23 protein-coding genes and 1 pseudogene are annotated in these 24542 nt (G+C 51.7%); 8 read left to right on the top strand and 16 right to left on the bottom strand.

The window, feature by feature from the left end; genetic code table 11:
- Positions 1-102 precede the first annotated feature (102 nt).
- The 3 genes from rsuA (at position 103) to L6R44_RS20015 (ending at position 2645) form a co-directional block, all read left to right on the top strand.
- On the top strand, positions 103-810 hold the full coding sequence (rsuA, locus tag L6R44_RS20025; protein ID WP_237425210.1) for a 16S rRNA pseudouridine(516) synthase RsuA: 708 nt from the start codon (positions 103-105) through the stop codon (positions 808-810).
- A 15-nt stretch (positions 811-825) separates the two neighbouring features.
- On the top strand, positions 826-2022 hold the full coding sequence (locus tag L6R44_RS20020; RefSeq protein ID WP_237425209.1) for a Bcr/CflA family multidrug efflux MFS transporter: 1197 nt from the start codon (positions 826-828) through the stop codon (positions 2020-2022).
- 278 nt (positions 2023-2300) lie between these two features.
- Positions 2301-2645, top strand: coding sequence for a YejG family protein (locus L6R44_RS20015; protein WP_032641823.1), 345 nt, complete (start codon positions 2301-2303; stop codon positions 2643-2645).
- A 3-nt stretch (positions 2646-2648) separates the two neighbouring features.
- Here the strand turns inward: L6R44_RS20015 and yejF are convergent, their stop codons facing one another.
- The 9 genes from yejF to L6R44_RS19970 all read right to left on the bottom strand — a co-directional run bounded on the left by yejF (position 2649) and on the right by L6R44_RS19970 (position 14240).
- Positions 2649-4238 (bottom strand): microcin C ABC transporter ATP-binding protein YejF, encoded by a 1590-nt coding sequence (gene yejF / locus L6R44_RS20010; protein ID WP_237425208.1) that lies wholly within the window; start codon positions 4236-4238, stop codon positions 2649-2651.
- A 1-nt stretch (position 4239) separates the two neighbouring features.
- Complete coding sequence (locus L6R44_RS20005; RefSeq protein ID WP_032641818.1) at positions 4240-5265, bottom strand: ABC transporter permease; 1026 nt, start codon at positions 5263-5265, stop codon at positions 4240-4242.
- Complete coding sequence (locus L6R44_RS20000; protein WP_237425207.1) at positions 5265-6359, bottom strand: microcin C ABC transporter permease YejB; 1095 nt, start codon at positions 6357-6359, stop codon at positions 5265-5267. The genes L6R44_RS20005 and L6R44_RS20000 overlap by 1 nt, the downstream gene beginning before the upstream one ends.
- 9 nt (positions 6360-6368) lie before the next feature.
- On the bottom strand, positions 6369-8174 hold the full coding sequence (locus L6R44_RS19995) for an extracellular solute-binding protein (RefSeq protein ID WP_237425206.1): 1806 nt from the start codon (positions 8172-8174) through the stop codon (positions 6369-6371).
- Between the two features lie 74 nt (positions 8175-8248).
- On the bottom strand, positions 8249-9805 hold the full coding sequence (locus tag L6R44_RS19990) for a cyclic di-GMP phosphodiesterase (RefSeq protein WP_032641811.1): 1557 nt from the start codon (positions 9803-9805) through the stop codon (positions 8249-8251).
- Between the two features lie 127 nt (positions 9806-9932).
- Positions 9933-10502: a bifunctional murein DD-endopeptidase/murein LD-carboxypeptidase gene (mepS, locus tag L6R44_RS19985; protein WP_008500946.1), complete on the bottom strand. Its 570-nt coding sequence runs from the start codon at positions 10500-10502 to the stop codon at positions 9933-9935.
- Positions 10503-10917: 415 nt separating this feature from the next.
- On the bottom strand, positions 10918-11631 hold the full coding sequence (locus L6R44_RS19980; RefSeq protein ID WP_167513853.1) for a phosphatase PAP2 family protein: 714 nt from the start codon (positions 11629-11631) through the stop codon (positions 10918-10920).
- Between the two features lie 33 nt (positions 11632-11664).
- Complete coding sequence (locus L6R44_RS19975) at positions 11665-12651, bottom strand: CobW family GTP-binding protein (RefSeq protein WP_237425205.1); 987 nt, start codon at positions 12649-12651, stop codon at positions 11665-11667.
- A 122-nt stretch (positions 12652-12773) separates the two neighbouring features.
- Entirely contained in the window at positions 12774-14240 is a 1467-nt protein-coding gene (locus tag L6R44_RS19970; RefSeq protein ID WP_237425204.1) for a mannitol dehydrogenase family protein, read from the bottom strand.
- Between the two features lie 205 nt (positions 14241-14445).
- Here L6R44_RS19970 and uxuA point away from each other — a divergent pair, with 205 nt between their 5' ends.
- On the top strand, positions 14446-15636 hold the full coding sequence (uxuA, locus tag L6R44_RS19965; protein ID WP_237425203.1) for a mannonate dehydratase: 1191 nt from the start codon (positions 14446-14448) through the stop codon (positions 15634-15636).
- Between the two features lie 117 nt (positions 15637-15753).
- Here uxuA and yeiP read toward each other — a convergent pair whose 3' ends face one another.
- The gene (yeiP, locus tag L6R44_RS19960; protein WP_008500940.1) at positions 15754-16326 is read right to left on the bottom strand and encodes an elongation factor P-like protein YeiP; all 573 of its coding nucleotides are present in this window, start codon (positions 16324-16326) and stop codon (positions 15754-15756) included.
- A gap of 164 nt (positions 16327-16490) precedes the next feature.
- Here yeiP and L6R44_RS19955 point away from each other — a divergent pair.
- Positions 16491-16574, top strand: a pseudogene (locus L6R44_RS19955) (YkgJ family cysteine cluster protein); the annotation flags it as partial.
- Positions 16575-16609: 35 nt separating this feature from the next.
- On the opposite strand, the gene L6R44_RS19950 reads toward L6R44_RS19955, so the two are convergent.
- The gene (locus L6R44_RS19950; RefSeq protein ID WP_047355795.1) at positions 16610-17701 is read right to left on the bottom strand and encodes a DUF4236 domain-containing protein; all 1092 of its coding nucleotides are present in this window, start codon (positions 17699-17701) and stop codon (positions 16610-16612) included.
- 219 nt (positions 17702-17920) lie between these two features.
- Here L6R44_RS19950 and L6R44_RS19945 point away from each other — a divergent pair, with 219 nt between their 5' ends.
- The 3 genes from L6R44_RS19945 (at position 17921) to L6R44_RS19935 (ending at position 20265) form a co-directional block, all read left to right on the top strand.
- On the top strand, positions 17921-18187 hold the full coding sequence (locus L6R44_RS19945) for a YkgJ family cysteine cluster protein (RefSeq protein ID WP_072059494.1): 267 nt from the start codon (positions 17921-17923) through the stop codon (positions 18185-18187).
- Between the two features lie 307 nt (positions 18188-18494).
- Entirely contained in the window at positions 18495-19121 is a 627-nt protein-coding gene (locus tag L6R44_RS19940; protein WP_047355794.1) for a hypothetical protein, read from the top strand.
- A complete protein-coding gene (locus L6R44_RS19935; RefSeq protein ID WP_047355793.1) occupies positions 19114-20265 on the top strand; it encodes a hypothetical protein in 1152 nt (383 codons plus the stop codon). Before L6R44_RS19940 ends, L6R44_RS19935 begins: the two co-directional genes overlap by 8 nt.
- A 93-nt stretch (positions 20266-20358) precedes the next feature.
- On the opposite strand, the gene L6R44_RS19930 is transcribed toward L6R44_RS19935, so the two are convergent.
- From L6R44_RS19930 to L6R44_RS19910, 5 genes are all read right to left on the bottom strand, one after another.
- Positions 20359-21018, bottom strand: a complete 660-nt coding sequence (locus L6R44_RS19930; protein ID WP_226834868.1) for a hypothetical protein — start codon at positions 21016-21018, stop codon at positions 20359-20361.
- The gene (locus tag L6R44_RS19925; RefSeq protein ID WP_237425202.1) at positions 21015-21287 is read right to left on the bottom strand and encodes a hypothetical protein; all 273 of its coding nucleotides are present in this window, start codon (positions 21285-21287) and stop codon (positions 21015-21017) included. The genes L6R44_RS19930 and L6R44_RS19925 overlap by 4 nt, the downstream gene beginning before the upstream one ends.
- Positions 21288-21814: 527 nt before the next feature.
- Entirely contained in the window at positions 21815-22486 is a 672-nt protein-coding gene (locus L6R44_RS19920; protein ID WP_237425201.1) for a recombinase family protein, read from the bottom strand.
- A 308-nt stretch (positions 22487-22794) separates the two neighbouring features.
- A complete protein-coding gene (locus tag L6R44_RS19915; protein WP_047355790.1) occupies positions 22795-23535 on the bottom strand; it encodes a PP2C family protein-serine/threonine phosphatase in 741 nt (246 codons plus the stop codon).
- On the bottom strand, positions 23532-24287 hold the full coding sequence (locus L6R44_RS19910; RefSeq protein ID WP_047355789.1) for a serine/threonine protein kinase: 756 nt from the start codon (positions 24285-24287) through the stop codon (positions 23532-23534). Before L6R44_RS19910 ends, L6R44_RS19915 begins: the two co-directional genes overlap by 4 nt.
- Positions 24288-24542 lie beyond the last annotated feature (255 nt).

Genomic DNA, 24542 nt, shown 5'->3' with positions numbered 1-24542 from the left:
TTGAGTGGCGCAACCAGACCATTATACTGAACCGTTCCAGACTGCTTCTTTTTTTCGGACGCACGGTCCGACTTCCAGCACCATTAAGGCTAAAAAGATTTCATGCGACTTGATAAGTTTATCGCTCAGCAACTCGGCGTAAGCCGCGCTATTGCCGGGCGCGAAATTCGCGCCAGCCGCGTTACCGTGGATGGCGACATTGTGAGAGACAGCGCGTTCAAACTGCAACCTGACCATCAGGTGGAGTATGACGGCAATCCGCTGACCCAGCAGCACGGTCCGCGCTACTTCATGCTCAACAAGCCGGAAGGCTACGTCTGCTCAACGGACGATCCCGATCACCCGACGGTACTCTATTTCCTCGACGAGCCGGTGGCGCACAAGCTGCACGCCGCGGGCCGCCTCGACATCGACACCACCGGGCTGGTGCTGATGACCGACGACGGGCAGTGGTCGCACCGCATCACCTCTCCGCGTCACCACTGCGAGAAAACCTATCTGGTTATGCTGGAGTCGCCGGTTGCGGATGACACGGCAGAGCACTTCGCGAAAGGCGTTCAGCTGCATAATGAAAAAGACCTGACCAAACCGGCGGTGCTTGAGGTAATCACGCCGACCGAGGTCCGCCTGACCATCAGCGAAGGGCGCTACCATCAGGTGAAACGCATGTTTGCCGCGGTGGGGAACCGCGTTGTTGGCCTGCACCGCGAGCGGATTGGTGCGATTGAACTCGATCCCGACCTGGCGCCAGGCGAATACCGCCCGTTAACGGAAGAAGAGATCGCCAGCGTCGGTCTGCCTTCGCACTAATTTCAGGAGAACTCTGTGACCACCAGGCCACACTCGTCGTTCAAAATCGTCTTCATTCTTGGCCTGCTGGCCATGCTGATGCCGCTGTCTATCGATATGTATCTGCCCGCGCTGCCGGTGATTTCCGCGCAGTTTGGCGTTCCCGCGGGCAGCGCGCAGATGACGCTCAGCACCTATATTCTCGGCTTTGCCCTCGGCCAGCTGTTTTATGGCCCGATGGCCGACAGCCTTGGACGCAAGCCCGTCATTCTGGGCGGGACGCTGGTCTTTGCGGCCGCGGCGGTTGCCTGCGCGCTGGCGCAGAGTATCGACCAGCTCATCGTCATGCGCTTCTTCCACGGCCTGGCGGCGGCAGCGGCCAGCGTGGTAATCAACGCCCTGATGCGCGACATCTACCCGAAGGAAGAGTTCTCCCGCATGATGTCGTTTGTCATGCTGGTCACGACGATTGCGCCGCTGGTGGCGCCGATGGCCGGTGGCGCGGTGCTGGCGTGGTTTAGCTGGCATGTCATTTTCTGGATCCTGGCCCTGGCCGCGCTGCTGGCCTCGGCGATGATTTTCTTCTTTATTGACGAAACGCTTCCCGTCGAGCGCCGCCAGAAGTTTCACATTCGTACCACAATGGGCAACTTTGCCTCGCTGTTTCGCCACAAGCGCGTGCTGAGCTATATGCTGGCGAGCGGGTTCAGCTTCGCCGGGATGTTCTCCTTCCTGAGCGCCGGGCCGTTTGTCTACATCGAGCTGAACCACGTTTCGCCGCAGCACTTTGGCTATTACTTTGCGCTGAACATCGTCTTCCTGTTCATCATGACCATCATCAACAGCCGCTTTGTCCGGCGGGTGGGGGCGCTGAACATGTTCCGCGCCGGGCTGTGGATTCAGTTTGTGATGGCTATCTGGCTGGTGGTTAGCGCGTTTCTCGGCGTGGGCTTCTGGGCGCTGGTGGTCGGCGTGGCGGCCTTTGTCGGCTGCGTGTCGATGGTCTCATCCAATGCGATGGCGGTGATCCTGGATGAGTTTCCGCACATGGCGGGAACCGCATCCTCACTGGCCGGGACGTTCCGCTTCGGCATCGGTGCTGTCGTTGGCGCGTTGCTTTCGATGGCCACCTTTACGACGGCATGGCCCATGCTGTGGGCGATGGCGTTTTGCGCAACCAGCTCGATACTCTTCTATCTTTACGCCAGTCGACCGCGAAAAGCGGCGCACTAAAATACAGAGAAGGCCCGGCAGGGCCTTTTTTGTTGACGCATATCAACCAAACCCCGTTCGTTTATGCTGTGTTTGTTTATTTTATGTAAAATCTATTTGTGTAAAAAGTCACATCATTGTATTCAAAAAGGTTGAGTTAGATCGCAGAAACGGGTACATATAGCGCCGACGCGAGCCTGTACACCGATAAAAAAGCGCTGAATAGTGCAGGCTGGCGATGATGTGTTACTATAAATGTAAATAAATTGTGAAGTAAATTTTGCTTCCGGGGAACGAACGTGAATACATTACAACTCTCCATTGTCCATCGCTTGCCCCAGAGCTATCGCTGGTCGGCGGGTTTTGCAGGTTCGAAAGTTGAACCGATTCCGCAAAACGTCGCGGGCTGTGACAACTGCCTCGTGGCGCTCAAGCTGTTGAGCCCGAGCGACGAAAATGCATGGCGGGTGATGGAGCGTCTCAGCCAGGCCCTGACGGATATCGAAGTGGACAGCTCCGTGCTGGAGTGTGAAGGCGAGCCGTGCCTGTTTGTGAAAAGCCAGGACGAATTTGCCGCCACCTGCCGTCTGAAGAATTTTGGCGTTGCCATTGCCGAGCCATTTTCCGGCCAGTATCCGTTCTGACCGCTAGTCTGCCGACAACAGCTGGCGCGTGTAGCGCTGCGTTGGCGCGCTAAATACGCGCTGGCACTCACCCTGCTCGACCACCTCTCCCTGACGTAACACAATCACCTGATGGCATAGCGCCCTCACCACCTGCAAATCATGGCTGATAAAAATATAGGCCAGCCGGTGCTTTTCCTGAAGCCCTTTCAGCAGCGCCAGGATCTGCGCCTGAACGGTTCTGTCCAGCGATGACGTCGGTTCATCCAGAATAATCAGCTCCGGTTTCAGGATCAGCGCGCGGGCGATGGCAATACGCTGGCGCTGCCCGCCGGAGAATTCAGCGGGATAACGGTGGCGGGTCTCGGGATCAAGGCCCACTTCGGCCATGACCCGCATGACCTCCTGCTCGCGCTGCGGCGCGCTCAGGCCGGGCTGGTGCACGCGCAGGCCCTCTTCGACAATCTGTAACACGCTGAGCCGCGGGTTAAGCGAGGAGTTAGGATCCTGAAACACCACCTGCATGCGGGGCCGCACGGGCAGCATCTGGCGGCGGCTCCAGCGGTGCAGCGGCATGTCGTCAAAGAGGATCTCGCCCTCGGAGGCAATCAGGCGCAGCAGCGCCAGCCCGGTGGTGCTTTTGCCCGAGCCGGATTCGCCCACCAGCCCCAGGGATTCCCCCGGGCGCAGCGAGAAGCGGATGTTTTTCAGCACCAAGTTGCGATCGACAATGCGCCGCAGAATACCTTTGCGGATCGGGAACGACACGGAGAGATCCTCAACGCGCAGCAGCGGCGCGCTGTCGGCCGCGAGAGGAACCGGGTCGCCGGACGGTTCGCTGTCGAGCAGGCGCTGCGTGTAGGGGTGCTGCGGCGCGCTCAGCAGCGTGGACGCGGTATTCTGTTCCACGCAGCGTCCGTTTTGCATCACCGCGACGCTGTCGGCCAGCTTTCTGACAATGCTCAGGTTATGCGTGATAAACAGCAGGCTCATGTTCAGCTCGTCGCGCAGCTCCCGCAGCAGCGTCAGTATTTGCGCCTGTACCGTCACGTCCAGCGCCGTTGTAGGCTCGTCGGCAATCAACAGTTCGGGCCGCGTGAGCAGGGCCATGGCGATCATTACGCGCTGGCGTTCGCCGCCGGAGAGCTGATGCGGGAAATCATTAAGCCGTTTGGCCGCGTTGCGGATGCCTGTTCGTTCCAGACAGTCCAGTATTTCGCCCCGCGCGGCCTCTTTGCGCATCCCCCGGTGCAGGGAGAGCACTTCATAGAGCTGTTTTTCCAGGCTGTGCAGCGGGTTAAGCGACACCATCGGCTCCTGAAAGATCATCGCGATTTTGTTGCCGCGAATGCCGCTCAGGGTAGGTTCGTCGGCGTGCAGCAGCGAACGGCCGTGAAACAGAATATCCCCCTGCGGATAGCTCACCGGCGGTGAAGGCAGCAGCCGCAGGATGGAGAGCGCCGAAACGCTCTTGCCTGAACCCGACTCACCCACCAGGGCCAGCGTTTCACCGGGCTGGATCTGCAGCGACAGATCGGTGACCACGGTGCGCGTCTCGCTGTGCTTTGAAAAAGCAATCGACAGGTTATCAATACTGAGAAGGGGCTGGGTCATCTTATACCGCCTTGTTCGGATCGAACGCATCGCGCACGGCTTCGCCGATAAAAATCAGCAGCGACAGCAGGACGGCAACGGAAAGAAAGGCGGCGATGCCTAACCACGGCGCCTGCAGGTTGTTCTTGCCCTGCAGCAGCAGTTCGCCGAGCGACGGAGAGCCCAGCGGCAGGCCGAAGCCCAGAAAATCCAGTGAGGTGAGGGTGGTGATGGAGCTGCAGAGAATAAACGGCAGGAAGGTGAGCGTGGCCACCACGGCGTTAGGCAGCATATGGCGGAAGATGATCCCCCGGTCGCTCACCCCAAGCGCCTGCGCGGCGCGGATATAGTCGAAATTGCGGGTGCGCAGAAACTCGGCCCGCACCACGCCCACCAGCGCCATCCAGCCGAACAGCACGGTGATGCCTAACAGCCACCAGAAGTTGGGCTGTACCACGCTGGAAAGCAGGATGATCAGAAACAGCGTCGGCATGCCTGACCAGACTTCAATAACCCGCTGGCCCCACAGGTCAATTTTCCCGCCGTAGTAGCCCTGAACCGCGCCCGCCACCACGCCCATTACGCTTGAGAAGATCGTCAGCATCAGCCCAAAGAGCAGCGAAATGCGCGTGCCGTACAGGATGCGTGCCAGCACGTCTCCGCCGTTGGCATCCGTTCCCAGCCAGTTTTGCGCGGAGGGCGGGGAAGGGAAGGGGGTCGTAGTGGCAAAGTTAATGCTGTTTGCGCCGAAGCGTACCGGCGCCCAGAGCGCCCAGCCGTGCTGCTCAATCTGCTGGCGCAGCCACGGATCCTGATACTCTGCCGGCGTCGCAAACGGGCCGCCAAAGTCGCTTTCGCTGTAGTTGGCAATAACCGGCACGTACCAGCGGTCGTTAAAATGCACCAGCAGCGGCTTGTCGTTGGCGATCAGCTCCGAACACATGCTCAAGGCAAACAGGACGGCAAAAATCCATAGCGACCAGTAGCCGCGGCGGTTGTGGCGAAAGCGTGCCCAGCGGGCCTGGTTGACGGGGCTTAAACGCGGCATCAGCGGCCCTCAAAATCGATTCGGGGATCGACCAGCGTATAGCTGATATCGCTGATGATATTCAGCAGCAGGCCAATCAGGGTGAAAATATAGAGCGTGCCGAACATCACCGGATAGTCACGCGATACGGTAGCCTCATAGCCCAGCAGCCCCAGACCGTTGAGCGAGAACATCACCTCGATCAGCAGCGATCCGGTAAAAAACATGCCGATAAACGTGGCCGGGAATCCGGCGATCACCAGCAGCATGGCGTTGCGGAACACGTGTTTCCACATTATCTGCTTCTCGCTCACGCCCTTGGCGCGGGCCGTCACCACGTACTGCTTGCGAATTTCATCGAGAAAGGAATTTTTGGTCAACATGGTCAGGGCGGCAAACCCGCCAATGACCGTGGCCAGCACCGGCAGCGTGATGTGCCAGAGGTAGTCGGTGATTTTCTGATACCACGGCAGGGAACTGAAATCGGCGGAGACCAGCCCCCGCAGCGGGAAGAGGTCGAAATAGCTGCCCCCGGCAAAAAAGACGATCAGCAGGACGGCAAACAGGAACGCCGGGATGGCATAGCCGACGATGATGAACGTGCTGCTCCAGATATCGAAGCGGCTGCCGTTATGCACCGCTTTGCGGATCCCGAGCGGGATAGAGACCAGATAGATAATCAGCGTTCCCCACAGCCCCAGCGTGATCGAAACCGGCAGGCTTTGCTTAATCAACGTTAACACTGACGCGCTGCGAAACAGGCTGTCGCCAAAATCAAAGCGGATGTAATCCCAGAGCATTTTGAAATAGCGCTCGTGAATCGGTTTGTCAAAGCCGTAGCGGTGGGTGATCTCGGCGATCACTTCCGGATCCAGCCCGCGTCCGCCGCGATAATGGCTTTCGCTGATATTGCCAACGCCGGTTCGCGCATGGCTCGCGCCCATGCCTTCACCCCCGCCGCCCGGCATGCCGCCGCTGTTGCCAAATTCAATGGCGGCAATCGCCTGATCGACCGGGCCGCCAGGGGCGATTTGCACGATAAAAAAGTTAATCGTGATGATGGCCCACAGGGTGGGGATGATCAGCAGGAGACGACGGATAAGATAGGCACCCATGATGATTCCCTATCGCCGCTCAGCGGGAAGTCTGGCGGCTTTGTTAACGTCATACCACCAGGTATCAAAGCCCAGGGAATAGACGGGGCGCACGGCAGGCACGGAGAACTTGTCCCAGCGCGCAAGGCGATCTTCGCCCATGTACCACATTGGCAGCATGTAATAGTTCCAGGTTAAGACCCTGTCGAGGGCGCGTCCGAGCGGCAGGAGCTTTTCTTTATCCCCCTGCGCCGCCACGATTTTCGCAATCAGCGCGTCAACCGCCGGGCTTTTTACCCCCGGCGCATTGTAGGAGGAGTCGATATAGCTGGAGGCCCAGGAGATTTGCAGGTCCGAGCTGGGCCAGGGCTGCGCGGGCCACAGGCGCTGCATCATGTCGTAATCACGGCTGCGCATGCGGCTGGTGATCTGGGCGTTATCGACCTGACGAATGTTCATGGTCACGCCCAGCCGCTCGAGGTTATGCTTAAACGGCAGTACCCACTGATCGTTGCCCCCGGACGAGAGCAGCAGCTCAAAGCTGAGAGGCTTACCCGTTTTGGCGTCCACGCGCTTTTGATTTTTCAGGTGCCAGCCTGCGTCATCCAGCAGCTTGCTGGCTTTCAGCAGGTTGTCGCGGTCGTAACCGTCTCCGTTCGACGCGGGCGGCTGAAACACGGTGGTGAACACCTGCGGGGGGATCTCTGACTTCAGCGGCGCCAGCAGGACCAGCTCGTCGGCTTTCGGATAATCCCGCGCGGCGTACTCGGTATTCTGAAAATAGCTGTTCGCGCGGCTGTAGGCTCCGTAAAACAGCGCTTTGTTCATCCATTCAAAATCAAAGGCCAGAGATATCGCTTCCCGCACCCGGCGGTCACTGAATACCGGGCGCTGAATATTAAACGCCAGCCAGCGGGTGTCCTGAGCAGACTCATTTTTGTGCTCGTCTTTGACGATATAGCCTTTAGCGAAATTTTTGCCGATATAGCGGGTCGCCCAGTTTTTGGCGCTGCTCTCTACGCGTAAATCGAAGGCCCCGGCTTTGAAGGCTTCAAACGCCACGTTATCGTCGAGGTAGTAATCATAGCGAAGGGTATCGAAGTTCCAGCGCCCGCGGTTTACCGGCAGATTGGCCGCCCAGTAGTCTTTGACGCGAGAGTAAACGACATATTGCCCCATGCGCCAGTCGGTGATGCGGTAGGGGCCGCCAGCCAGCGGCGGGGTGGAGAGCGGGTCGCTTAGCTTATGATTTTTCCAGAACGATTCAGGCATCACCGGCAGCGAGAACAGGCTCAGCATATTCTCTTTGTTGGGGTCGCTCAGCTCAATGCGCACGGTGAGCGGCGCAATGGCGCTGACGGACGCGCCTTTGTATACGATGCGGAACTGGGGCACGCCTTCGGTCATAAATTTATGGAAGGTGAACGCAACGTCGCTGGCCTTAACCGGCGTACCGTCATGAAAACGCGCCCGCGGGTTCAGCGAGATTTCCGCCCAGGCAAAGTTATCGGCGTAGCGTACGTTATCGGCAATCAGCGGATAGTAGCTGCCGGGTTCATCATCAGACGTCACGAAGAGCGTATCGTAAAGCGATTCCGTTCGCGCGGCCGCCACGCCGCGCAGGGCGAAGCGGTTGAAATTATCGAACGTTCCCGTGGCGGAAAGCGTGACCCTACCGCCCTTGGGTGCGGCAGGGTTGACGTAATCAAAGTGCGTAAAATTGACCGCGTATTTCGGCTCGCCAATCACCGCGAAGGCGATATTTTCTTTGATGGCCTGCGCCCGGCTGGACAGGCTTGTCAATGCCAACATCAGCAACATGAAGCGCATAAGCATCTCGCGGCGGCTCCCTCTTTAACAGACCGGCTCGGTTAAGCTGAATAATAAGTGACGTCACGGGCAATGTGAAATTAATCACCCGCGGGCGAAATATCAGGCCGCCATTCGCGGAACTGCGCCAGCGGCATCGGGCGGCTAATCCAGTAGCCTTGCAGGTAGTTAACGCCGTGTTCGCGCAGCCACGCAGCCTGTTCCGGCGTTTCCACCCCTTCGGCGACGGTCAACATATTCATTCGTCTTGCCAGCGTCAGAACGGCATCCAGCACCGGCGAGGTCACGGTCTCCGTACCTATCGCATTAACAAAACCACGGTCGATCTTGAGGTAATCCATGGTGAAATGCTCAAGATAAATCAGCGCGCTGTGGCCGGTGCCAAAATCATCGATGGCTATCTCAAACCCTTCGTTATGCAGCCATTCGAAGAGGCTGCTGGCTTCCCGATGATTAAGCATGTCGCGTTCGGTAATTTCCAGCACGATCTGGAAGTAATCCGCCGGCATTAACGCTTTGAAGGTGCGCATATCGTCTTTGAAGCTTTCTGCATGCAGGTGCCCCGGCGCGATGTTAATGCCCATTTTTGCGCCCGGAGGTAACACCGTCTGTAAAACGGGAGCATCGTGAATAATAAGGTCAAAGAGATGCAGCGTCAGCGGAACGATCAGCTTTTGCGCTTCAGCAAAGTTGATAAACGCGTCCGGCGGAATTTCCCCCATTGTCGGGTGTTTCCAGCGCATCAGGACTTCAAGCCCGGTCATCCTGAGGGATTTGGCATCAACGACGGGCTGGTAAACCACATAAAACTGACCGCGCTTGATGGCGCTTAAAATCTCTTTGCCCGGGTTGACCCGAATACTCAGGATGTAGTAGTTGAGCGATCCGGCGCAAATACCGCATACCAGCCCAAAGAAGAGGGCGTAGAGAATTTCATCGCTGGTCCAGGCGTCCGCATACAGCTTGATGGTCAGAGGCAGATCGTTTAGCGTCGCGGTCCGGGCCGGGATTTCGTGCAGGTCGCTCGCCTCGATAAGCTTACTGGATTGCGTTGACAACGCCTTATCACCGATGATGAGGGCGATGCCCGCGAACTCATCCTGGCGCGCGGTGTAGAGCAGGTAAGGCGTGAGATTGATATTCACCGAGGTGAATACGCCGCCGTCTTTTACCAACGGGTTACGATACCAGATGGCAATGGCGGGCCTGTTGGGCAACATGGGTGTGCCTGCAAGCAACGCCATATCAATCTGCTTGTCGATGTGCAACTCGGGTATCAGCTCCTCCATCGGGGTATTCATCGGGCCGGTGGCAGAAGAGCAGAAGGCCATTTTGTCTCTGACCAGCAGGAAAGCGCGAACGTTAATGCTAAAGGCGGCGCGCGAGGTGAGCTCCTGGTTGACGTCGTGACAGCTATTTAGCGTGAGCGGCTGGAGAACATCGACAGCGTGCTTTAACTCGTCGAAATAGCTCTCCATATAGATGCTGATATCGTGAATCAGGGTGTCAAATTTGACTTCCCGCTTATGGTAGCTCCAGAAAAATTGCAACGAACCCAGGAGCAGGGCGGCGATCAGGCCTGTGATAATACTGAGGATCAGTATCTTGCGATTGCTGGAGAAGTAGCGGGTGAACATAGACGTCGTGATTCCTGAAATGCCGCTCGATGTATTCAGTGTAATGGGCAAAAAAAAACACTGCCTAAGCAGTGCTTTTTTTCATCATATCGTCAGCCAAGGGATAACCGACGATACAATTATCATATTAACTGCGGGTCAGTACGCGACGCGCTTCGTTGTAGCGCTTCTTCCAGTACGGTTCGTTCATGCTGGAAATGGTCACACCGCTGCTGGTGGAGGCATGGACGAACTGATCGTTACCAATGTAGATGCCAACATGTCGACCTGTAGAACCTGCACGGAACAGAACTAAATCACCGGTGCGCAGTTTGGTACGTGAAATCGACTTGCCCATCTCCTGCTGTTCATAAGTTGAACGCGGAAGATCTAACCCAAATTGTTCGCGGAAGGTACGCTGTACAAAACCGGAACAATCAATACCTGTTTTCGTGCTGCCGCCAAGACGATAGCGCACGCCTTTCCAGTCAGCATACTGGTCCATAATGCGGGACTTCACGTCCAGATTACGTACCATATTTTCAAATTCATCCTGAGAGGCTTGCAGTGAAGAGGAATCTTCCATTCCCACAACACGCGTCTCAGGATGCATATTCTTTGCGGTGTTCGATGTACTACATGCAGATAACAGTACCGCGACTGCTATCGCCGGGATGCCCCGTAAGATATATCTCAGAAACGGTTGAGATTTGACCATTTTGTTTATTTTCCCTTGAAGTCCTTAACGATAAATATCGTTATAAAAATGCCAAACGTGACGAGACTAATTATCTGTTCACATTGAGACAATTCTTTCTGGTCACATTTGTGGCATAGCGCACAAAATTATTCACCATTGAAATAATTATCCCTATGGGGCAAAACGAGTTCGAGATTAACCGATTGCCTGGGGTATTGCGAGTAAAAAAAGCCCTTTTTTTATAAGAAAATGTGATACAGAAAGTAAAAATCCGTAATTGCTCAGAATGCAGTCAGATCCGACGCTTTATCGCGCAATTGCTTCATTTCTATCATGAATATGATGACGAGAATATGACAGTGGGGAAAGATCGTGGCGAGAACGCTATCAGGGATCATGTCGATCCCTGATAGCGCAGGTTAATTTAGGTTAGTTATTTGTTTAATTGTTGTTGCGTTTTACCGGGAAGATAGCGATCGAACATCGCTATTATCCTGTCGCTCAGTGGGGTCATTAAACACCACGGCAGCGCAATCAGCGCCACGGAGAGCGAACCGACGGCAATATCGGTGAACCAGTGAGCGCCAATCATTACGCGCGGGAAGGCAAAAACCACAAAAATAATCAGGGCTATGGCAAACGCTTTTCTGCCGAAATAGCGAAGCATGATTGCGGAAAAAATAAGCAACATCATGCCGTGATCGCCGGGGAAACTGTCCTTCGACGCATCTTTTGTTGGAATATGCAGCAGTTCGCTGACGCGATGAATATCGGTAAAGAAGAGCGTTGGGCTGGAACGCTTAACCGGAATAATCGCGTTGGCCAGCTGGTTAATGACAACGGCAAACAGCAGCATCACCAGGCCGATAATCAAAATACGTCGGCGTCCCGCCTTATCTTCTTTAAGCCAGAACGAGAGCATCAGGCAGCCCATCGCCAGCAGCGAGAAGCCGTCGAAGGCGCGGTTGTTGGTAATGGCCACCAGCCACAGGAACGCGTTGCTCTTCACCAGCTCCTGGTTGAAGAAGTGAAAAATGGCAGAATCCAGCGGGAACCAGAAACCGTGATCTGCCGGGATATACCAGGAGAAGAAAAGCGCCAGACCGGCGACATTAAGCAGTAAAATCAGGGGAAATCGAGTTGTCATAACGTTCAGCATAGTAAGAAAACTGGGGCAACGTTAGCCGCCCGAACTTAAACGAATCCTCAACAGGCTGGACTGCAGGGCATTCCAGTCGGCGTTAACCGCACTAATTAACTCTATACGGCTGTCGGGGGGAGCCACATTTTGCGTTTCAATAAAGAAATCGTCGCCCTGACGGTTGATCCGCACCAGGCCGTCCGGCGTGCGCATGATCCCCTTCACGCGATCGACGGGAGCATGTCGGGCCCACTCCAGGATCCCGATGGTATCGAAAACGGTGTCAGCATCAAAAATCCACCCGCAGGCCTGATATCCCTGACCGCTGTTCAGGTTACGACGCCAGCGCTGATGTTCGGGCAGGCTAAGGGCGGCTAACCCCTGTTTCACAGGATGGCGATGCGCATGTTCCGCGCTGGCCGGAAGTTCAGCCAGGTTGAGACGTGGAAGGTCAAGCAGAGCGATATCAATATTTCCCTGAGTGGCCTGCACCCGCGTGCGATTGCCGCCGAAGTGTTGCCACCACGCGTCCAGCGCGGCCTGGCTTTCAGCCGTGGCGCGATCGTCTTTATTGGCAACGATAACGTCAGCCGAGGCGAGCTGGTCACGGAAGTTCTCATTGGCCACCGCTTTGTCATCCAGGAGCTGGCGCGGATCGAGCAGGCACAGGGTAGCGCGCAGATCGATCCACGGCTCGTAAACCGGGGCGGTCAGTAAATCGAGGATCTGCTTCGGGTGACCCAGCCCGGTGGGTTCAATTAGCAAGCGGTCGGGTTTACCCTGACGCAGCAGCGTATTGAGCCCGACCTGCATCGGCAGGCCATTGACGCAGCACATGCATCCGCCGGGGATCTCTTTAATCATCGCGCCGCTGGATGACAGCAACGCGCCGTCGATGCCCACCTCGCCAAATTCATTGACCAGCACGGCCCACTTCTCGGCCGGATCTTTATTCGCCAGCAGGTGGAGAATTGAGGTGGTTTTACCGCTGCCGAGAAAACCGGTGATGAGGTTGGTTTTGGTCACGTGCGCTCCAGATGAGAATTGTGATGCTGTAACACTTCTCTCTATCCTGGCGAAAAACGTGACCGGTGAGAAGGGGAAGGGCGAACGGAGGCCACATCCGTTCGCCTTAAGCGCAATAATCGTTAAATATTTAACGTTTCGATAACAGCCTGACGCGCGCCGTGGCGGGTAATGCGCCGGTATGCCTGGCCGACAGCCTCCACAAACAGGCTGTTTTGCGGGAGATCGTGACCAAAGACTTCACTCAGCCCCAGCAGCGCGTTGACGCGGTCGGCGTTGCTGCTGGCGTTAACCACCGCGCGGATTTTATCGCTGAGGGGATCGCGAACGTCAATCGCGTTGCCGCGTTCATTGGTACCGCTGACGTAGCGTATCCAGCCGGCCACGCCGAGGGCCAGCAGCGGCCACGGCGTTTTTCGCTCAAGGTGGACGCGGATCCCGTCCAGCATTCTCTGGGGCAGTTTCTGGCTACCGTCCATCGCGATTTGCCAGGTCCGATGCTGCAGGGCCGGGTTGGCAAAGCGCTCAAGCAGGCTGTCGGCGTATGCGGTGAGGTCCACATCCTTAATCCGTAAGGTGGGCGCCTGCTCGTCCAGCATGAGGCGACGGGCGGCGTCGCGGAAAGCGGCGTCCTCCATGCATTCATTAATATGGGCGTAGCCCGCGAGATACCCCAGATACGCCAGGAAAGAGTGGCTGCCGTTGAGCATGCGTAATTTCATCTGCTCCCAGGGCAGAACATCCTGCACCATCTGAACGCCCGCGACTTCCCACGCCGGACGTCCAGCGACAAAGTTATCTTCCACCACCCACTGAATAAACGGCTCGCAGCTGATGGCGCACGGATCGTCCACGCCCAGCGCGTCGGTAATTTCCGCCAGCGAGGCTTCCGTGGCGGCGGGCACAATCCTGTCGACCATCGTTCCCGGGAAGCTCACGTGGCGATCAATCCATTCAGACAGTTCCGCAGAACGCTTTTGCGCCATGCCCAGTACCGCGTTTTTCACCACGTGACCGTTATCAGGGATGTTGTCGCACGAGAGCACGGTAAACGCTGGCAGGCCGCGCTCGCGGCGGCGGTGAAGCGCCTCGACCAGGATCCCGGGGGCGGAATGCGGCTCTGCGGGGTTTTCCAGGTCGTGGATTATCCGCGCGTTGTGCAGATCGAGCTTTCCGGTGGCGGGATCGATGCAGTAGCCTTTCTCCGTGATGGTAAGCGACACGATAGCGACCTGCGGCTCACAAAATTTCTCAATGATGGCGGGCAGGGAATCCAGCTTTGCGTTCAGGCACTCATGGACGGCACCGACGATAATCGCCTCATCACCTTCAGCTCCTTTTTCCAAAACGGTGAACAGATGATCCTGCGCGCGCAGCTGGCTCATCAGCACATCGCCGCTGAAGAGGCTAATCTCGCAAATGCCCCAGTCGCCGCCTTTTTCATTCAGCACCCGATTTGTTAACAATGCCTGGTGCGCACGGTGAAACGCGCCAAAGCCAAAGTGAACGATGCGGGAGCGTAGTTGCGCACGATCGTAGCGCGCTTGTTGAACCTGGGCTGGAAGGACGGCGGAGGCAATTGTCTTCATGAGATACACACCTGATTAACCATTAATTAACAATGTCAGTGTAAAGTTATATGACAGCAAATAAAATTGGTGAGCCGTAAATATCCCCGTTCTGTGAGTTTGATCAATCAATGTGTGGCGCTGTATTGACCCTTCACGGTAAACATGTATGGTAGTCGTCATTGCAGTATCACATATTGGTATAACAACTTAAGAGGGTGAGGCAATGGAACAAACCTGGCGTTGGTACGGGCCGAACGATCCGGTTTCTCTTGATGATGTGCGTCAGGCTGGCGCAACGGGTGTGGTCACGGCGCTGCATCATATTCCTAACGGTCAGGTTTGGCCGGTAGAGGAAATTCAACAGCGTCAGGCGCTGCTGGCGGAGAAGGGGTTAACCTGGTCTGTCGTGGAAAGCATTCCGGTTCATGAGGATATCAAAACCCATTCGGGTGAGTACCAAACCTGGATTGCTAACTACCAGCAGAGCATTCGCAACCTGGCGGCCTGCGGTATTGATACGGTCTGCTATAACTTCATGCCTATCCTCGACTGGACGCGAACCGACCTTGAATATCAGATGCCGGACGGTTCAAAAGCGCTGCGCTTCGACCAGATCGCCTTTGCGGCGTTTGAGCTGCACATTCTGAAACGTCCTGGCGCCGAAGCGGACTATACCGCAGAAGAGCTGCAGCAGGCGCGCGCGTGGTTTAACGCCGCCAGCGACGCGGACATCGAAAAGCTGACCCGCAATATCATTGCCGGCCTGCCGGGCGCAGAAGAGGGCTATACCCTGGATCAGTTCCGCGCGCGCCTGGCGGAATATGGCGATATCGATAAGCAGCAGCTGCGCGAAAACATGGCGTATTTCCTGCGCGCTATCGTGCCGGTCGCGGAAGAGGTCGGCGTGCGTCTGGCGGTGCATCCGGACGATCCACCGCGTCCTATCCTCGGTCTGCCGCGCATCGTCTCCACCCTTGAAGACATGCAGTGGCTGAAAGAGACGGTCAACAGCATCTATAACGGCTTCACCATGTGTACCGGCTCCTACGGCGTGCGTGCGGATAACGACCTGGTGCAGATGATTGAAACCTTTGGGGATCGTATCCACTTCACGCATCTGCGCGCGACCTGCCGTGAAGAGAATCCAAAGACCTTCCACGAGGCTGCGCATCTTGGCGGCGATGTGAATATGGTCGCGGTGGTAGACGCCATTCTGGCGGAAGAGGCGCGTCGTAAGCAGGCGGGCGATGTGCGTCCTATTCCGTTCCGTCCGGATCACGGCCACCAGATGCTGGACGATCTGCGTAAGAAAACCAACCCGGGCTACTCGGCGATTGGCCGTCTTAAAGGGATGGCGGAAATGCGCGGCGTTGAGCTGGCGCTGAAGATGACGAAGTATCCGGAGCTTCTGTAAGCTCTGTTGCCCGGTGGCGCTAACGCTTACCGGGCCTACAAAAAAACCGGCCCGAGAGCCGGTTTTTGCGTTTTGTAGGTCGGGTAAGGCGAAGCCGCTACCCGACACGTGCCGCACTCAGTCAGCGCGACCCATATAGCGTTTTTCTTCGATATGGATGCGGATCTTCTCGCCTGCAGAGAGGTATTCCGGCACCTGCACAACCAGGCCGGTGGTCAGGGTCGCCGGTTTGTTGCGGGCACTTGCTGACGCGCCTTTGATGCCTGGCGCGGTTTCAACGATTTCCAGATCGACGGTCTGCGGCAGCTCCAGCGCCAGCAGCACGCCGTCCCAGGTCAGAACCTGCATGTCAGGCATGCCGCCTTCCGGGATGAAGAGCAGCTCTTCTTCAATCTGATCTTTGGTGAAGATGTACGGGGTGTAATCTTCTTTGTCCATGAACACGTATTCGTTGCCGTCGATGTAGGAAAAATCAACATAGCGGCGGGTCAGGGTCACGGTATCGACGATATCGTCACCCTTGAAGCGCTCTTCCACCTTAAGGCCGGTGCGCACATCGGCGAAACGCATTTTGTACAGCGTTGCTGCACCACGGGCGCTCGGGGCCTGAATGTCGATATCTTTCACAATCAGCAGTTTGCCGTTGTAATTCAGCACCATACCTTTCTTAATTTCGTTCGCTCTTGGCATTGCAGTAATCCTGTTTACGGGAGGTAAAAAATATCGCGCCAAATTACTCGCGCGCGGCCTTTCAGGCAAGCGGAATTCGTGGCTTTTGCTATCAATACGCAAAAGGTGTTACTGTGCGCGCGATGCCCGACTGCGCGGGCATTAGCCCGCGAAAGAGAGCATTTATGGATTGCCGTTCCGATTGTGGCGCGTGCTGCACTGCACCGTCTATTTCAAGCCCCATTCCAGGAATGCCCGAGGGCAAGCCTAATAGTCAATTATTCACAGTTTAAAAATGTCATAGCTAAGTAGAAATGACTTTTTTGCTAAGTGTTTCAATTGAATGTGAAAAGCTTTCTCCATAGCCAGTTTTCGACAGCTGTAATAACTCATTTAGTCCAGAATGACTTGTAAACGAAAGGTTTTCATACAAGCATATAGGAAGTTCTGAATTGTCTTTAAATCTTCTGTCTGGGCCTCCAGACTTGTTCACATACTTCCATGTCCTGCCAACGACTATGGCATCTCCAGGTACACCTTCGCTTTCAATGAATCGACTGTCACCAACATTAACGAATAGCTGGTTATAACCAACAGCGCCAACACCTTCACGGTCATAAACGAGTACTCTATCTGGAAAAAAATGTAATGTTTGACGGCCGACATTGATAGCAATCGTCTCAATATTTGTTTTAACAAAGGGAGGCTTTGATTTGCTGATAGAGGTTATTTTTCTGCGTAGTAAGTTACCAGCCCCGGCATGATACTTGGGGTCATAAACGGCTCCAGAAGCTTCTATATGCCATACTTTTGAGCAGCTTGCGAGCTTGGCTCCACTATCATGAAGTTGCTGGTAACATGCCATCATTTGATCATCAAAGTCATAAAAAAGAACAGTAGTCTTTCTTAGCTGATCGTACATGTAAGCAAAAACAGAAATTGCTGCCCCTAAGATAAAACCTATGGCGAGGCACCACTCAGGCCATGCCTGTGAAAAACCGTAAAGTAACAGCGCAATCGAAAGGCAGAGGATCAAGGGCCATATTTGTGACTTCTTACGTTTGTTGTTCAACTCTTCAAGCAGTTCTCGGGAACTTGAATCAACGATTTCTGAGATATGGGATGACTCGATTTCCTCAAGAGGTGCATGTGTAGTGTCATGTCCTATTGGGGACTCGTCTGGTACATGTTGAACCTTCTTTCTGTTCTGTGGGACCAGGCTTGGTGAAAGCGAAGCACGATAATAGACTCCACCAGCACCGATGTGGATATAATTTCCTCTTGGGCCAGTCCCAAACCTCAGTCCTTTTATGCCAATTGATGCCCCGACTCCTGATTTAGTTAGGTTAAATCTCATCGGTCCAACGCGAATGCTTTTCTTGATATGAAAGCTCATTATAACTCCTGGTAAAGCGAGGGGCAGAATTCATCTTACGCTAGGGCGATCTAACTGATGGATTTTACTGCATACGCTTGAGATTTTTAAATGAGCATTAATCCATATGAGAGGACAATCGCGAATTTTATGCGGAATAGTTCTTAGTTACATACTGTCGCCCTGATTCTGACAATGTGTTAATGTTTTATTCGAATACAAAGAATCTGAGATGTCCTGATGGAATGCCGAATCGATTGTGGGGCCTGTTGCATCGCTCCTTCAATATCCAGCCCTATCCCTGGTATGCCGCAAGGGAAACCAGCAAATGTAAGGTGTGTTCAGCTATCTAATGATAATTTATGTAACATTTTTGGATCCCATCTTCGTCCTAAAGTTTGTAGTAGCCTGCAACCCTCTTTGGATATGTGTTCAACGAATCGAACAGATGCGATGACATACCTAATCAAACTCGAAGATGAAACTTGCCCCACTGCCACTTTGTAGGTATACGCTTATAAACTACTGTAGGGCAGGACTGTCTACCGGGGCGGGCTCAGTCAACTGCGAGTGCTAAGTCGTTTATTGCATGTGCTGCCGCTTTTTTGCTTTGTTTTGAATTAAAAAAACGATAAGATCTTAGTTGTAAACACAGTATATCGATAATTATTTTTACACTGGCTCTATATCTAGTGCCTTAGGTTTTTTGGTTAAAAGTTGTACTTCTATAGTTTGTCAGTCTTTATGCTTCAGCTGGTTTGGCTTTTTCACGTTTAAACCTCACTAGTACGTGGGATGTGATGGATAGAGTTGAATGAAGAGTCATGAGTATATTGTCATATGTGGACTTAATCGTAGTCAGGTTGGCAGATTGCTTGCGATCGTTGCCTCAACTTTGTCTGCTTTTATAATCTTTTCAATGTTGAAAGTGGCCGAGATGCTTAAGCATTTCAACTTCGACAGCCATATCCCTCCTTCTCTCCTATCACTTGGTGGGGCTGGAACCATTTACTTAATTCTCTATAAATTACTGGACAAATCCCTATGGAGAGCGCCGTTAGTAGGCAGAGCTCTGCGCGTGCCTGACCTCTCAGGTAAGTGGCAAGTTCAAGGTTTAACAAAAACGGAGGGGGGTAAGCCTTGGGAAGGTGTGCTAACAATCGTACAGTCATGGGATAAGGTCCGGATTGTTCTCAAAACTGCTCAATCGCAATCTGATAGTGTTACTGCATCGATAATTTACGATGAATGCATTGGTTATCAGTTGCTATACCACTATAAAAACCAACCAAAAATGGGCGAAGAGCACCTTCATGCACATATAGGATTTGCTGAATTCTGGTTTGATGAAGATTTATTAACGGCTGAAGGGCATTATTTCAACGCTCAAGGCCGAGCTACTTATGGCACCATGACAATCAAGAGGATCGCTAATGTCTAGTTCAACTTTCAGTGACCGCATTCAGCGGATGAAAAAACGCCGCAAGGGCTCCCCGGAACAAGTTAAGGTTGCGATGGAGTCTTATAGTGGTGTTGCAATGGATGGTCTTGAGAGTTATGAGATATTAGCAAATGTACTTTCCTCTCAGGAAGAATGGGAGCGTCGTGGCAGGGGAGATAACGCGACACGTTACGTCATAGGTGCTATGCAATCTGTCGAAACTCAATATACTGAGGTATCACTTAATACCGCAAAGCGGATTGAAAACCAGCTTGAAAAAAGACTGAGTGAATATAATCTTGACTTTCGTCTGCAAGGCTCTGTTGCTTTAGATATTCATATTAAGGGTTTCAGTGATGTTGATTTGCTTGTTATTGATAAGCAGATGCTAATGTATGATCGTGATGGGGTTAGACAGAGTCTATATACACCCACATCTAAGAAAGAAGATGATGTTATACTCACATTACGCAATACAGCACGCGATGAACTAAGAAAAGCATTTCCAGAAGCATACGTTGATGATGAAAATAATAAATCTTTGAGAATTACAGGTGGCTCATTACAACGGGAAGTAGATGTAGTACCCGCAATCTGGTGGGATAATATTGACTATCAGTTAAGTCAGGAAGAGAGCGACCGTGGGGTAATGATTCTACAAAGAGATGAGCGTAAACGAATTTATAACTCCCCATTTGTACATATAAAGCGAATTGAGAGTAAATGTGATCGTTCTAATGGTGGCTTGCGTAAAAGCATACGCTTACTGAAGACCATAAAGTCTGACTTCCAAGATGAGGAGGGTACAGAAATTGGTCTTAACAGCTATGATTTAACATCGATTATGTATCACGCCGATGAAAATAATCTGCGTCATAATGCATATTATGAGCTTGCTGTATTGGTGGAAACACATCGATGGTTAAACTATCTTTGTTCGCATCCTATTGAGGCGAAAAAATTGGATGTGCCTAATGGTACTAGAAAAATCTTCGAGGATGATAATTCATTAAATGAGTTGATGAAGCTAACTAATGTGGTTAATAACTTGGTTAATGAAGTAATGAATGAGCACATTGGTAATTTTGGACGGCAATTAGCACTCAACGAAAGTGAATTGCTCAAAGGCATTCAAGTACTTTAGCTTGAAAATAGAGGGGGGCAGTTAGCCTCCCTCTTTAAAATTTGATAGTTTAGTAAAAAGCATTCAGTCAGATTTTTTAAAATGATAATTTTATCATACAGCAATTTTACGTTGTGTGTTTTCGGCTTCTTTGTAGGATGCTATACCTTTACAGTCACGAGTGACGAGTCTTAAAGTTATCTCTCCGTGTGTTGGTGTATTTGTCCAATATGTTCCGTTCAAAGATAATTGATCTCCCGCTAACTTTAATTCCCCTGCACCGCTTGTTATTGAATGTGCGCCTGAAAAAACTTTCCTTAGTTCAAAGACATAGCAAAGCCTGGTCACGTCTGTTTTCGAGCTTCTTAAAAGAGCTTCAAGTCGGGATTCTCCTTCCTGTCTTTCGGTAAAAGATTGAATAGATAGAGTTAGATAGGTTTGTCGTATCACGAAAAAAATTGGAATGACCAATCGGTTTCCGTCAATAGCACCGTAGTCTGACCTTAGCTCTCCAACCCAAACGCCATGGACGAGTGGTCGATTCATCCATTTGGCTAGATGCTGCCAGCGCCAGGCTAATTTTGAAAATACCCCGAAGAATAAAACACAAAGACCAAGCGATGAGCTGAATGCCTTCCATGCAGCAGAGGGTATTGGTTGATGGAGGTAATACCATTGGATAAGAAAAATCAGCAAGCCTAGTAGCCCCAGCAGCCAGCCAAATACTTTTAGTAGGCGTTCAAACTCGGCAGTAGTTAGACTAAGATTATTCATTGGAGCTCACCAATTGTATCTTCAAAACCATTTTTATAAATGTGTATATATCCTTCCGCGGATATTATAGCGGCAGCTTCCACTTGTGGTAAGGTTGATATTAGCTTAGCTGTCATCTGACGAGCACCTTGCGGCCAAACAGCTAATGGGTTGGCAAGAGCAACATCGAGAGGAGGAGATACAAATTGCGCAATATGAGTGAGATCTCCGCTTTTTGCATCAATGAGGTGAAAACCATCATGCATAATGCTTCCACGAGTTGCCAACATTGCAAGAACCTTAAAGACGTGGTCTGCACCCGAAATGGGTAAGCCTTTATCTGCATTAAGGCGCGACCCTAAAGGAACTACAGGCAAGTTCTCGATAGTGCGATAAGCAATAACCCCAATTCCTACAAAATCGGTAGACCTTTGTGCTACTAGTCTAGTTAGAAGTTGATGAAGCCATAACTTGTTTATAAGTCTACCCTCGCCAGTTAAGCATTAACATGTGTGCAAGATCCTACCATCAAACAATTTTTGTATAAAAGGGGTTTATTCACATGAAGGTCTTTGAAACTAATTTTTTTCAATAAAAAAATGTAAGCATATTGCTCATAGGATCCTCTTAGGCATGATAGTAGTGCCTCATTGCGAAAGAAGTTTTGGGAATATACAAAACACAGATTTGCGTCGTTATAGTGACATCCTTGATGTTTCCTCGATGTGAGCTAGACCGTTTCCAGGCTGATCATGGCAAAGCAATATACGAAATGCTCCACCAATTGTGAGAAGAACTCCTAACTTTCGCATCGCGCTCAAAGCATATTATCAGATTCGATTGCATTCCGTCTGCTGAAACTATCAGTTCCAGCCCGTTCTAATAACTCTTTCTTGATGCGGTAAAAGGTTGCACGGCTTATATCTGCCGCTTTCATGATGTGGGCTGGTTTAACGTTCTGCGCCAGCATTTCGCGAACAGTCTCACGGGCTTCCATATCTTTTTCTTTCCCCGTATACAAACCAGCCTGTTTTGCTCTTGCTATACCCTGTGCCTGGCGTTTACGTCGGGTTTCATAATCTTGTCGTGCCATTGTCGCAAGAATATCGATCAGCATTGCATTGACTGCCCGAAGAATGCCACTGGTTAGGTCGTTACCGGATATTTCAACCATCTGCCAACTGGTCGGTAAGTCCATTGATACGATCACCAGCCCTTTACTGTTCAACGTAGCTTTGAGTTCAGCCCATTCTTCATATTGAAGACGACTGAGACGGTCAATCGCTTCAATTAGAAGCAAATCGCCAGGCTGTGCTTCCGCAAGTAGGCGCATCAGTTCCATACGTTCCAGCTTCGCACCGCTGGCATTCTCGATGTATTCTCCGGCTACTTGCCAGTTTTTGCTTTGCGCAAATTCGAGCAGGCTAACTAATGCACGATCAGCATGTTGGCCTTCGGTAGATGCACGGCAATAGATACGGACATTCATTATGTATTCTCTTTTGAATATTAAATGGACACCCATATGATACAGTACGTGTTTTTGTTTTCAATAGAGTTAAATTTAACCCTATTGAGACTTTGTATCATGGTCTTTATCAGGTATACCCAAAAGAGAAAGTACCTATAGTCTTATATCAAGAATGATTCTCATCAACTTACTGCGGAATTTGTGTTGTGTTTAGCAGCGAGGAACTATTTGTTGTGCAAGTAAGCGAGACAATAGAAAACCTCCATCATGAAGTGAACCCCGAAAGTTGGACATCCAACGATTAGGGGTTCACTTCACGAAGGTGGTTAAAGAACCCTGTATCTAACTGCGATCAATGAATGGTCGTCTATCGGACCAGCTCGCTCGATACGTTTATAGAGGCTGGATGCAAAACTTGAAGGGTTTTCTAATGTGTTCGGTGAGAAACGTGGTCTTTTTTCCCAGAATGCATGTGTACCATCTGACATCAAATATACGAATGCTTCGTCACGGTCATTAAGCAGCTCATCATGAGGGATAAAGGTTTGCTGGAAATCGAGCGGGATCGCATTCGCAATTGCCGTAGTGAGAGTATTCTTGCCCGGCAATTGTTTCAGCTCACTCTTGCTGTATATTTTATCATCAAGTAGCTTCTGGTGCTGGGTATGGTCTTTGGTTATTTGTTTGAGTTTAGAATCCGTTTTCACATACAAACGACAATCCCCAACATGTCCAATATGAAGGCCCTCATCATCAACAAAACAAAATGTCAGCGTTGTAGCTGCGTGAGAAAACTTGACGTTCATCTCAGACAATGAAGAAACCCCCTCCTTGAGAGAAAGAAAAAGGCTCGTCATATTTTGCAGATTTCCTTTTCTGACAAGTTCAGGTAGCTCTCTTATAGCTGATTGAGACGCGTTTTGTGCACCGTCATACGATCCAACGCCATCAGCTACAGCAATCAAAAAACCATTATTGATGAGTAGTGGTGGAAGGATGGTATCTTGATTTTCTCTGCGTGGCTCTTTTGAGAAGGAGAACAAGCCACAAGTTAATAATTCAATCATAACCCATTCCCTATAACTATTTTTTCCAAGTCTGCGAGCATTTCATGCACAGAACTATGTCTTTTGGGCGGTTTCCTAGCTGTACTTTTCGTAACCAAGTCATCTACGCCCGGTATTGCCCCTAAGTCCATGTCTTCAATGAGGACACCTAAGGCAAAGATATCTGTTTTTTCTGAATAGATTCCAGCGAAAACCTCTGGAGCCATATAACGCTCGGTACCCATGATTGCAGCTACCTTTGTTATCACCTCCGACTCGGCTTTTTGATCCGCATTCTTGACTAAACCGAAATCAGAAATTTTGTAAGTTCCGTCAGAAAACCTCAAAACGTTTTGAGGTTTTAAATCTCGGTGCCAATAGTTGTGATCGTGGAGGTATGCAACGCCTTCCAGTGTCATGCGAATTGCGCTGATCTTATCCCTTATTGTCATTTCGCCTGAACGCAAAGCCGTTACCAAATCTCCTTCGGCTAAATCCATCACAAACCAAGGCTCATCACCAACCAAGTGATGAAGATAAATAGGCACAATATTAGTATGCTTACAGTCCGCTTGGTAAGTGACCTCTCTTTCGAACCTACGGATGAATTCATCTCTATAGGCTGGGTCTTGTAGCGCGAAGACTTTTCTTGCATATGCTCCGCAGGTGTGACCTTGGTAATTTTGGAGCCGAATCTCTTCAACGTAGCCGAACCCGCCCTTACCAATGCGCCTTATCGGCTTGATAACATAGTTACCATGTGCATCATCCATTTTCACTTCCCGTGCTGGCACTTAATCGTGTGATTTTACATCAATCTTTCTGACGAAGCATGTGCAAACGTCACTGTATCTAAGGACAATCAAACACATGATAAATCTGCTCATAAAATGAGCAATTGTTGATGCCAAATTAATTTCCCGTCGTCTACCAGGAAAAGCTCAGAGCACTGTTACCTAAATGTACTCACTACTTACCTCTGGACTTGCGTGATAGCATGTACCTGTCATGTTGAACTGAGGTGCATT

This window comes from Enterobacter cloacae complex sp. ECC445, assembly GCF_021892025.1.
Taxonomy (GTDB): domain Bacteria; phylum Pseudomonadota; class Gammaproteobacteria; order Enterobacterales; family Enterobacteriaceae; genus Enterobacter; species Enterobacter chengduensis.
This window is presented reverse-complemented; position numbering and strand designations above follow the sequence as displayed.

What these genes read in the sequence shown, in the direction of transcription:
- rsuA (WP_237425210.1), top strand. Translation starts at nt 103, where the DNA reads ATGCGACTTGATAAGTTTATCGCTCAGCAACTCGGCGTAAGCCGCGCT.
- yejF (WP_237425208.1), bottom strand. Translation starts at nt 4,238, where the DNA reads ATGACCCAGCCCCTTCTCAGTATTGATAACCTGTCGATTGCTTTTTCA.
- L6R44_RS20005 (WP_032641818.1), bottom strand. Translation starts at nt 5,265, where the DNA reads ATGCCGCGTTTAAGCCCCGTCAACCAGGCCCGCTGGGCACGCTTTCGC.
- L6R44_RS20000 (WP_237425207.1), bottom strand. Translation starts at nt 6,359, where the DNA reads ATGGGTGCCTATCTTATCCGTCGTCTCCTGCTGATCATCCCCACCCTG.
- L6R44_RS19995 (WP_237425206.1), bottom strand. Translation starts at nt 8,174, where the DNA reads ATGCTTATGCGCTTCATGTTGCTGATGTTGGCATTGACAAGCCTGTCC.
- L6R44_RS19990 (WP_032641811.1), bottom strand. Translation starts at nt 9,805, where the DNA reads ATGTTCACCCGCTACTTCTCCAGCAATCGCAAGATACTGATCCTCAGT.
- mepS (WP_008500946.1), bottom strand. Translation starts at nt 10,502, where the DNA reads ATGGTCAAATCTCAACCGTTTCTGAGATATATCTTACGGGGCATCCCG.
- L6R44_RS19980 (WP_167513853.1), bottom strand. Translation starts at nt 11,631, where the DNA reads ATGACAACTCGATTTCCCCTGATTTTACTGCTTAATGTCGCCGGTCTG.
- L6R44_RS19970 (WP_237425204.1), bottom strand. Translation starts at nt 14,240, where the DNA reads ATGAAGACAATTGCCTCCGCCGTCCTTCCAGCCCAGGTTCAACAAGCG.
- uxuA (WP_237425203.1), top strand. Translation starts at nt 14,446, where the DNA reads ATGGAACAAACCTGGCGTTGGTACGGGCCGAACGATCCGGTTTCTCTT.
- yeiP (WP_008500940.1), bottom strand. Translation starts at nt 16,326, where the DNA reads ATGCCAAGAGCGAACGAAATTAAGAAAGGTATGGTGCTGAATTACAAC.
- L6R44_RS19950 (WP_047355795.1), bottom strand. Translation starts at nt 17,701, where the DNA reads ATGAGCTTTCATATCAAGAAAAGCATTCGCGTTGGACCGATGAGATTT.
- L6R44_RS19945 (WP_072059494.1), top strand. Translation starts at nt 17,921, where the DNA reads ATGGAATGCCGAATCGATTGTGGGGCCTGTTGCATCGCTCCTTCAATA.
- L6R44_RS19940 (WP_047355794.1), top strand. Translation starts at nt 18,495, where the DNA reads ATGAAGAGTCATGAGTATATTGTCATATGTGGACTTAATCGTAGTCAG.
- L6R44_RS19935 (WP_047355793.1), top strand. Translation starts at nt 19,114, where the DNA reads ATGTCTAGTTCAACTTTCAGTGACCGCATTCAGCGGATGAAAAAACGC.
- L6R44_RS19930 (WP_226834868.1), bottom strand. Translation starts at nt 21,018, where the DNA reads ATGAATAATCTTAGTCTAACTACTGCCGAGTTTGAACGCCTACTAAAA.
- L6R44_RS19925 (WP_237425202.1), bottom strand. Translation starts at nt 21,287, where the DNA reads ATGTTGGCAACTCGTGGAAGCATTATGCATGATGGTTTTCACCTCATT.
- L6R44_RS19920 (WP_237425201.1), bottom strand. Translation starts at nt 22,486, where the DNA reads ATGAATGTCCGTATCTATTGCCGTGCATCTACCGAAGGCCAACATGCT.
- L6R44_RS19915 (WP_047355790.1), bottom strand. Translation starts at nt 23,535, where the DNA reads ATGATTGAATTATTAACTTGTGGCTTGTTCTCCTTCTCAAAAGAGCCA.
- L6R44_RS19910 (WP_047355789.1), bottom strand. Translation starts at nt 24,287, where the DNA reads ATGGATGATGCACATGGTAACTATGTTATCAAGCCGATAAGGCGCATT.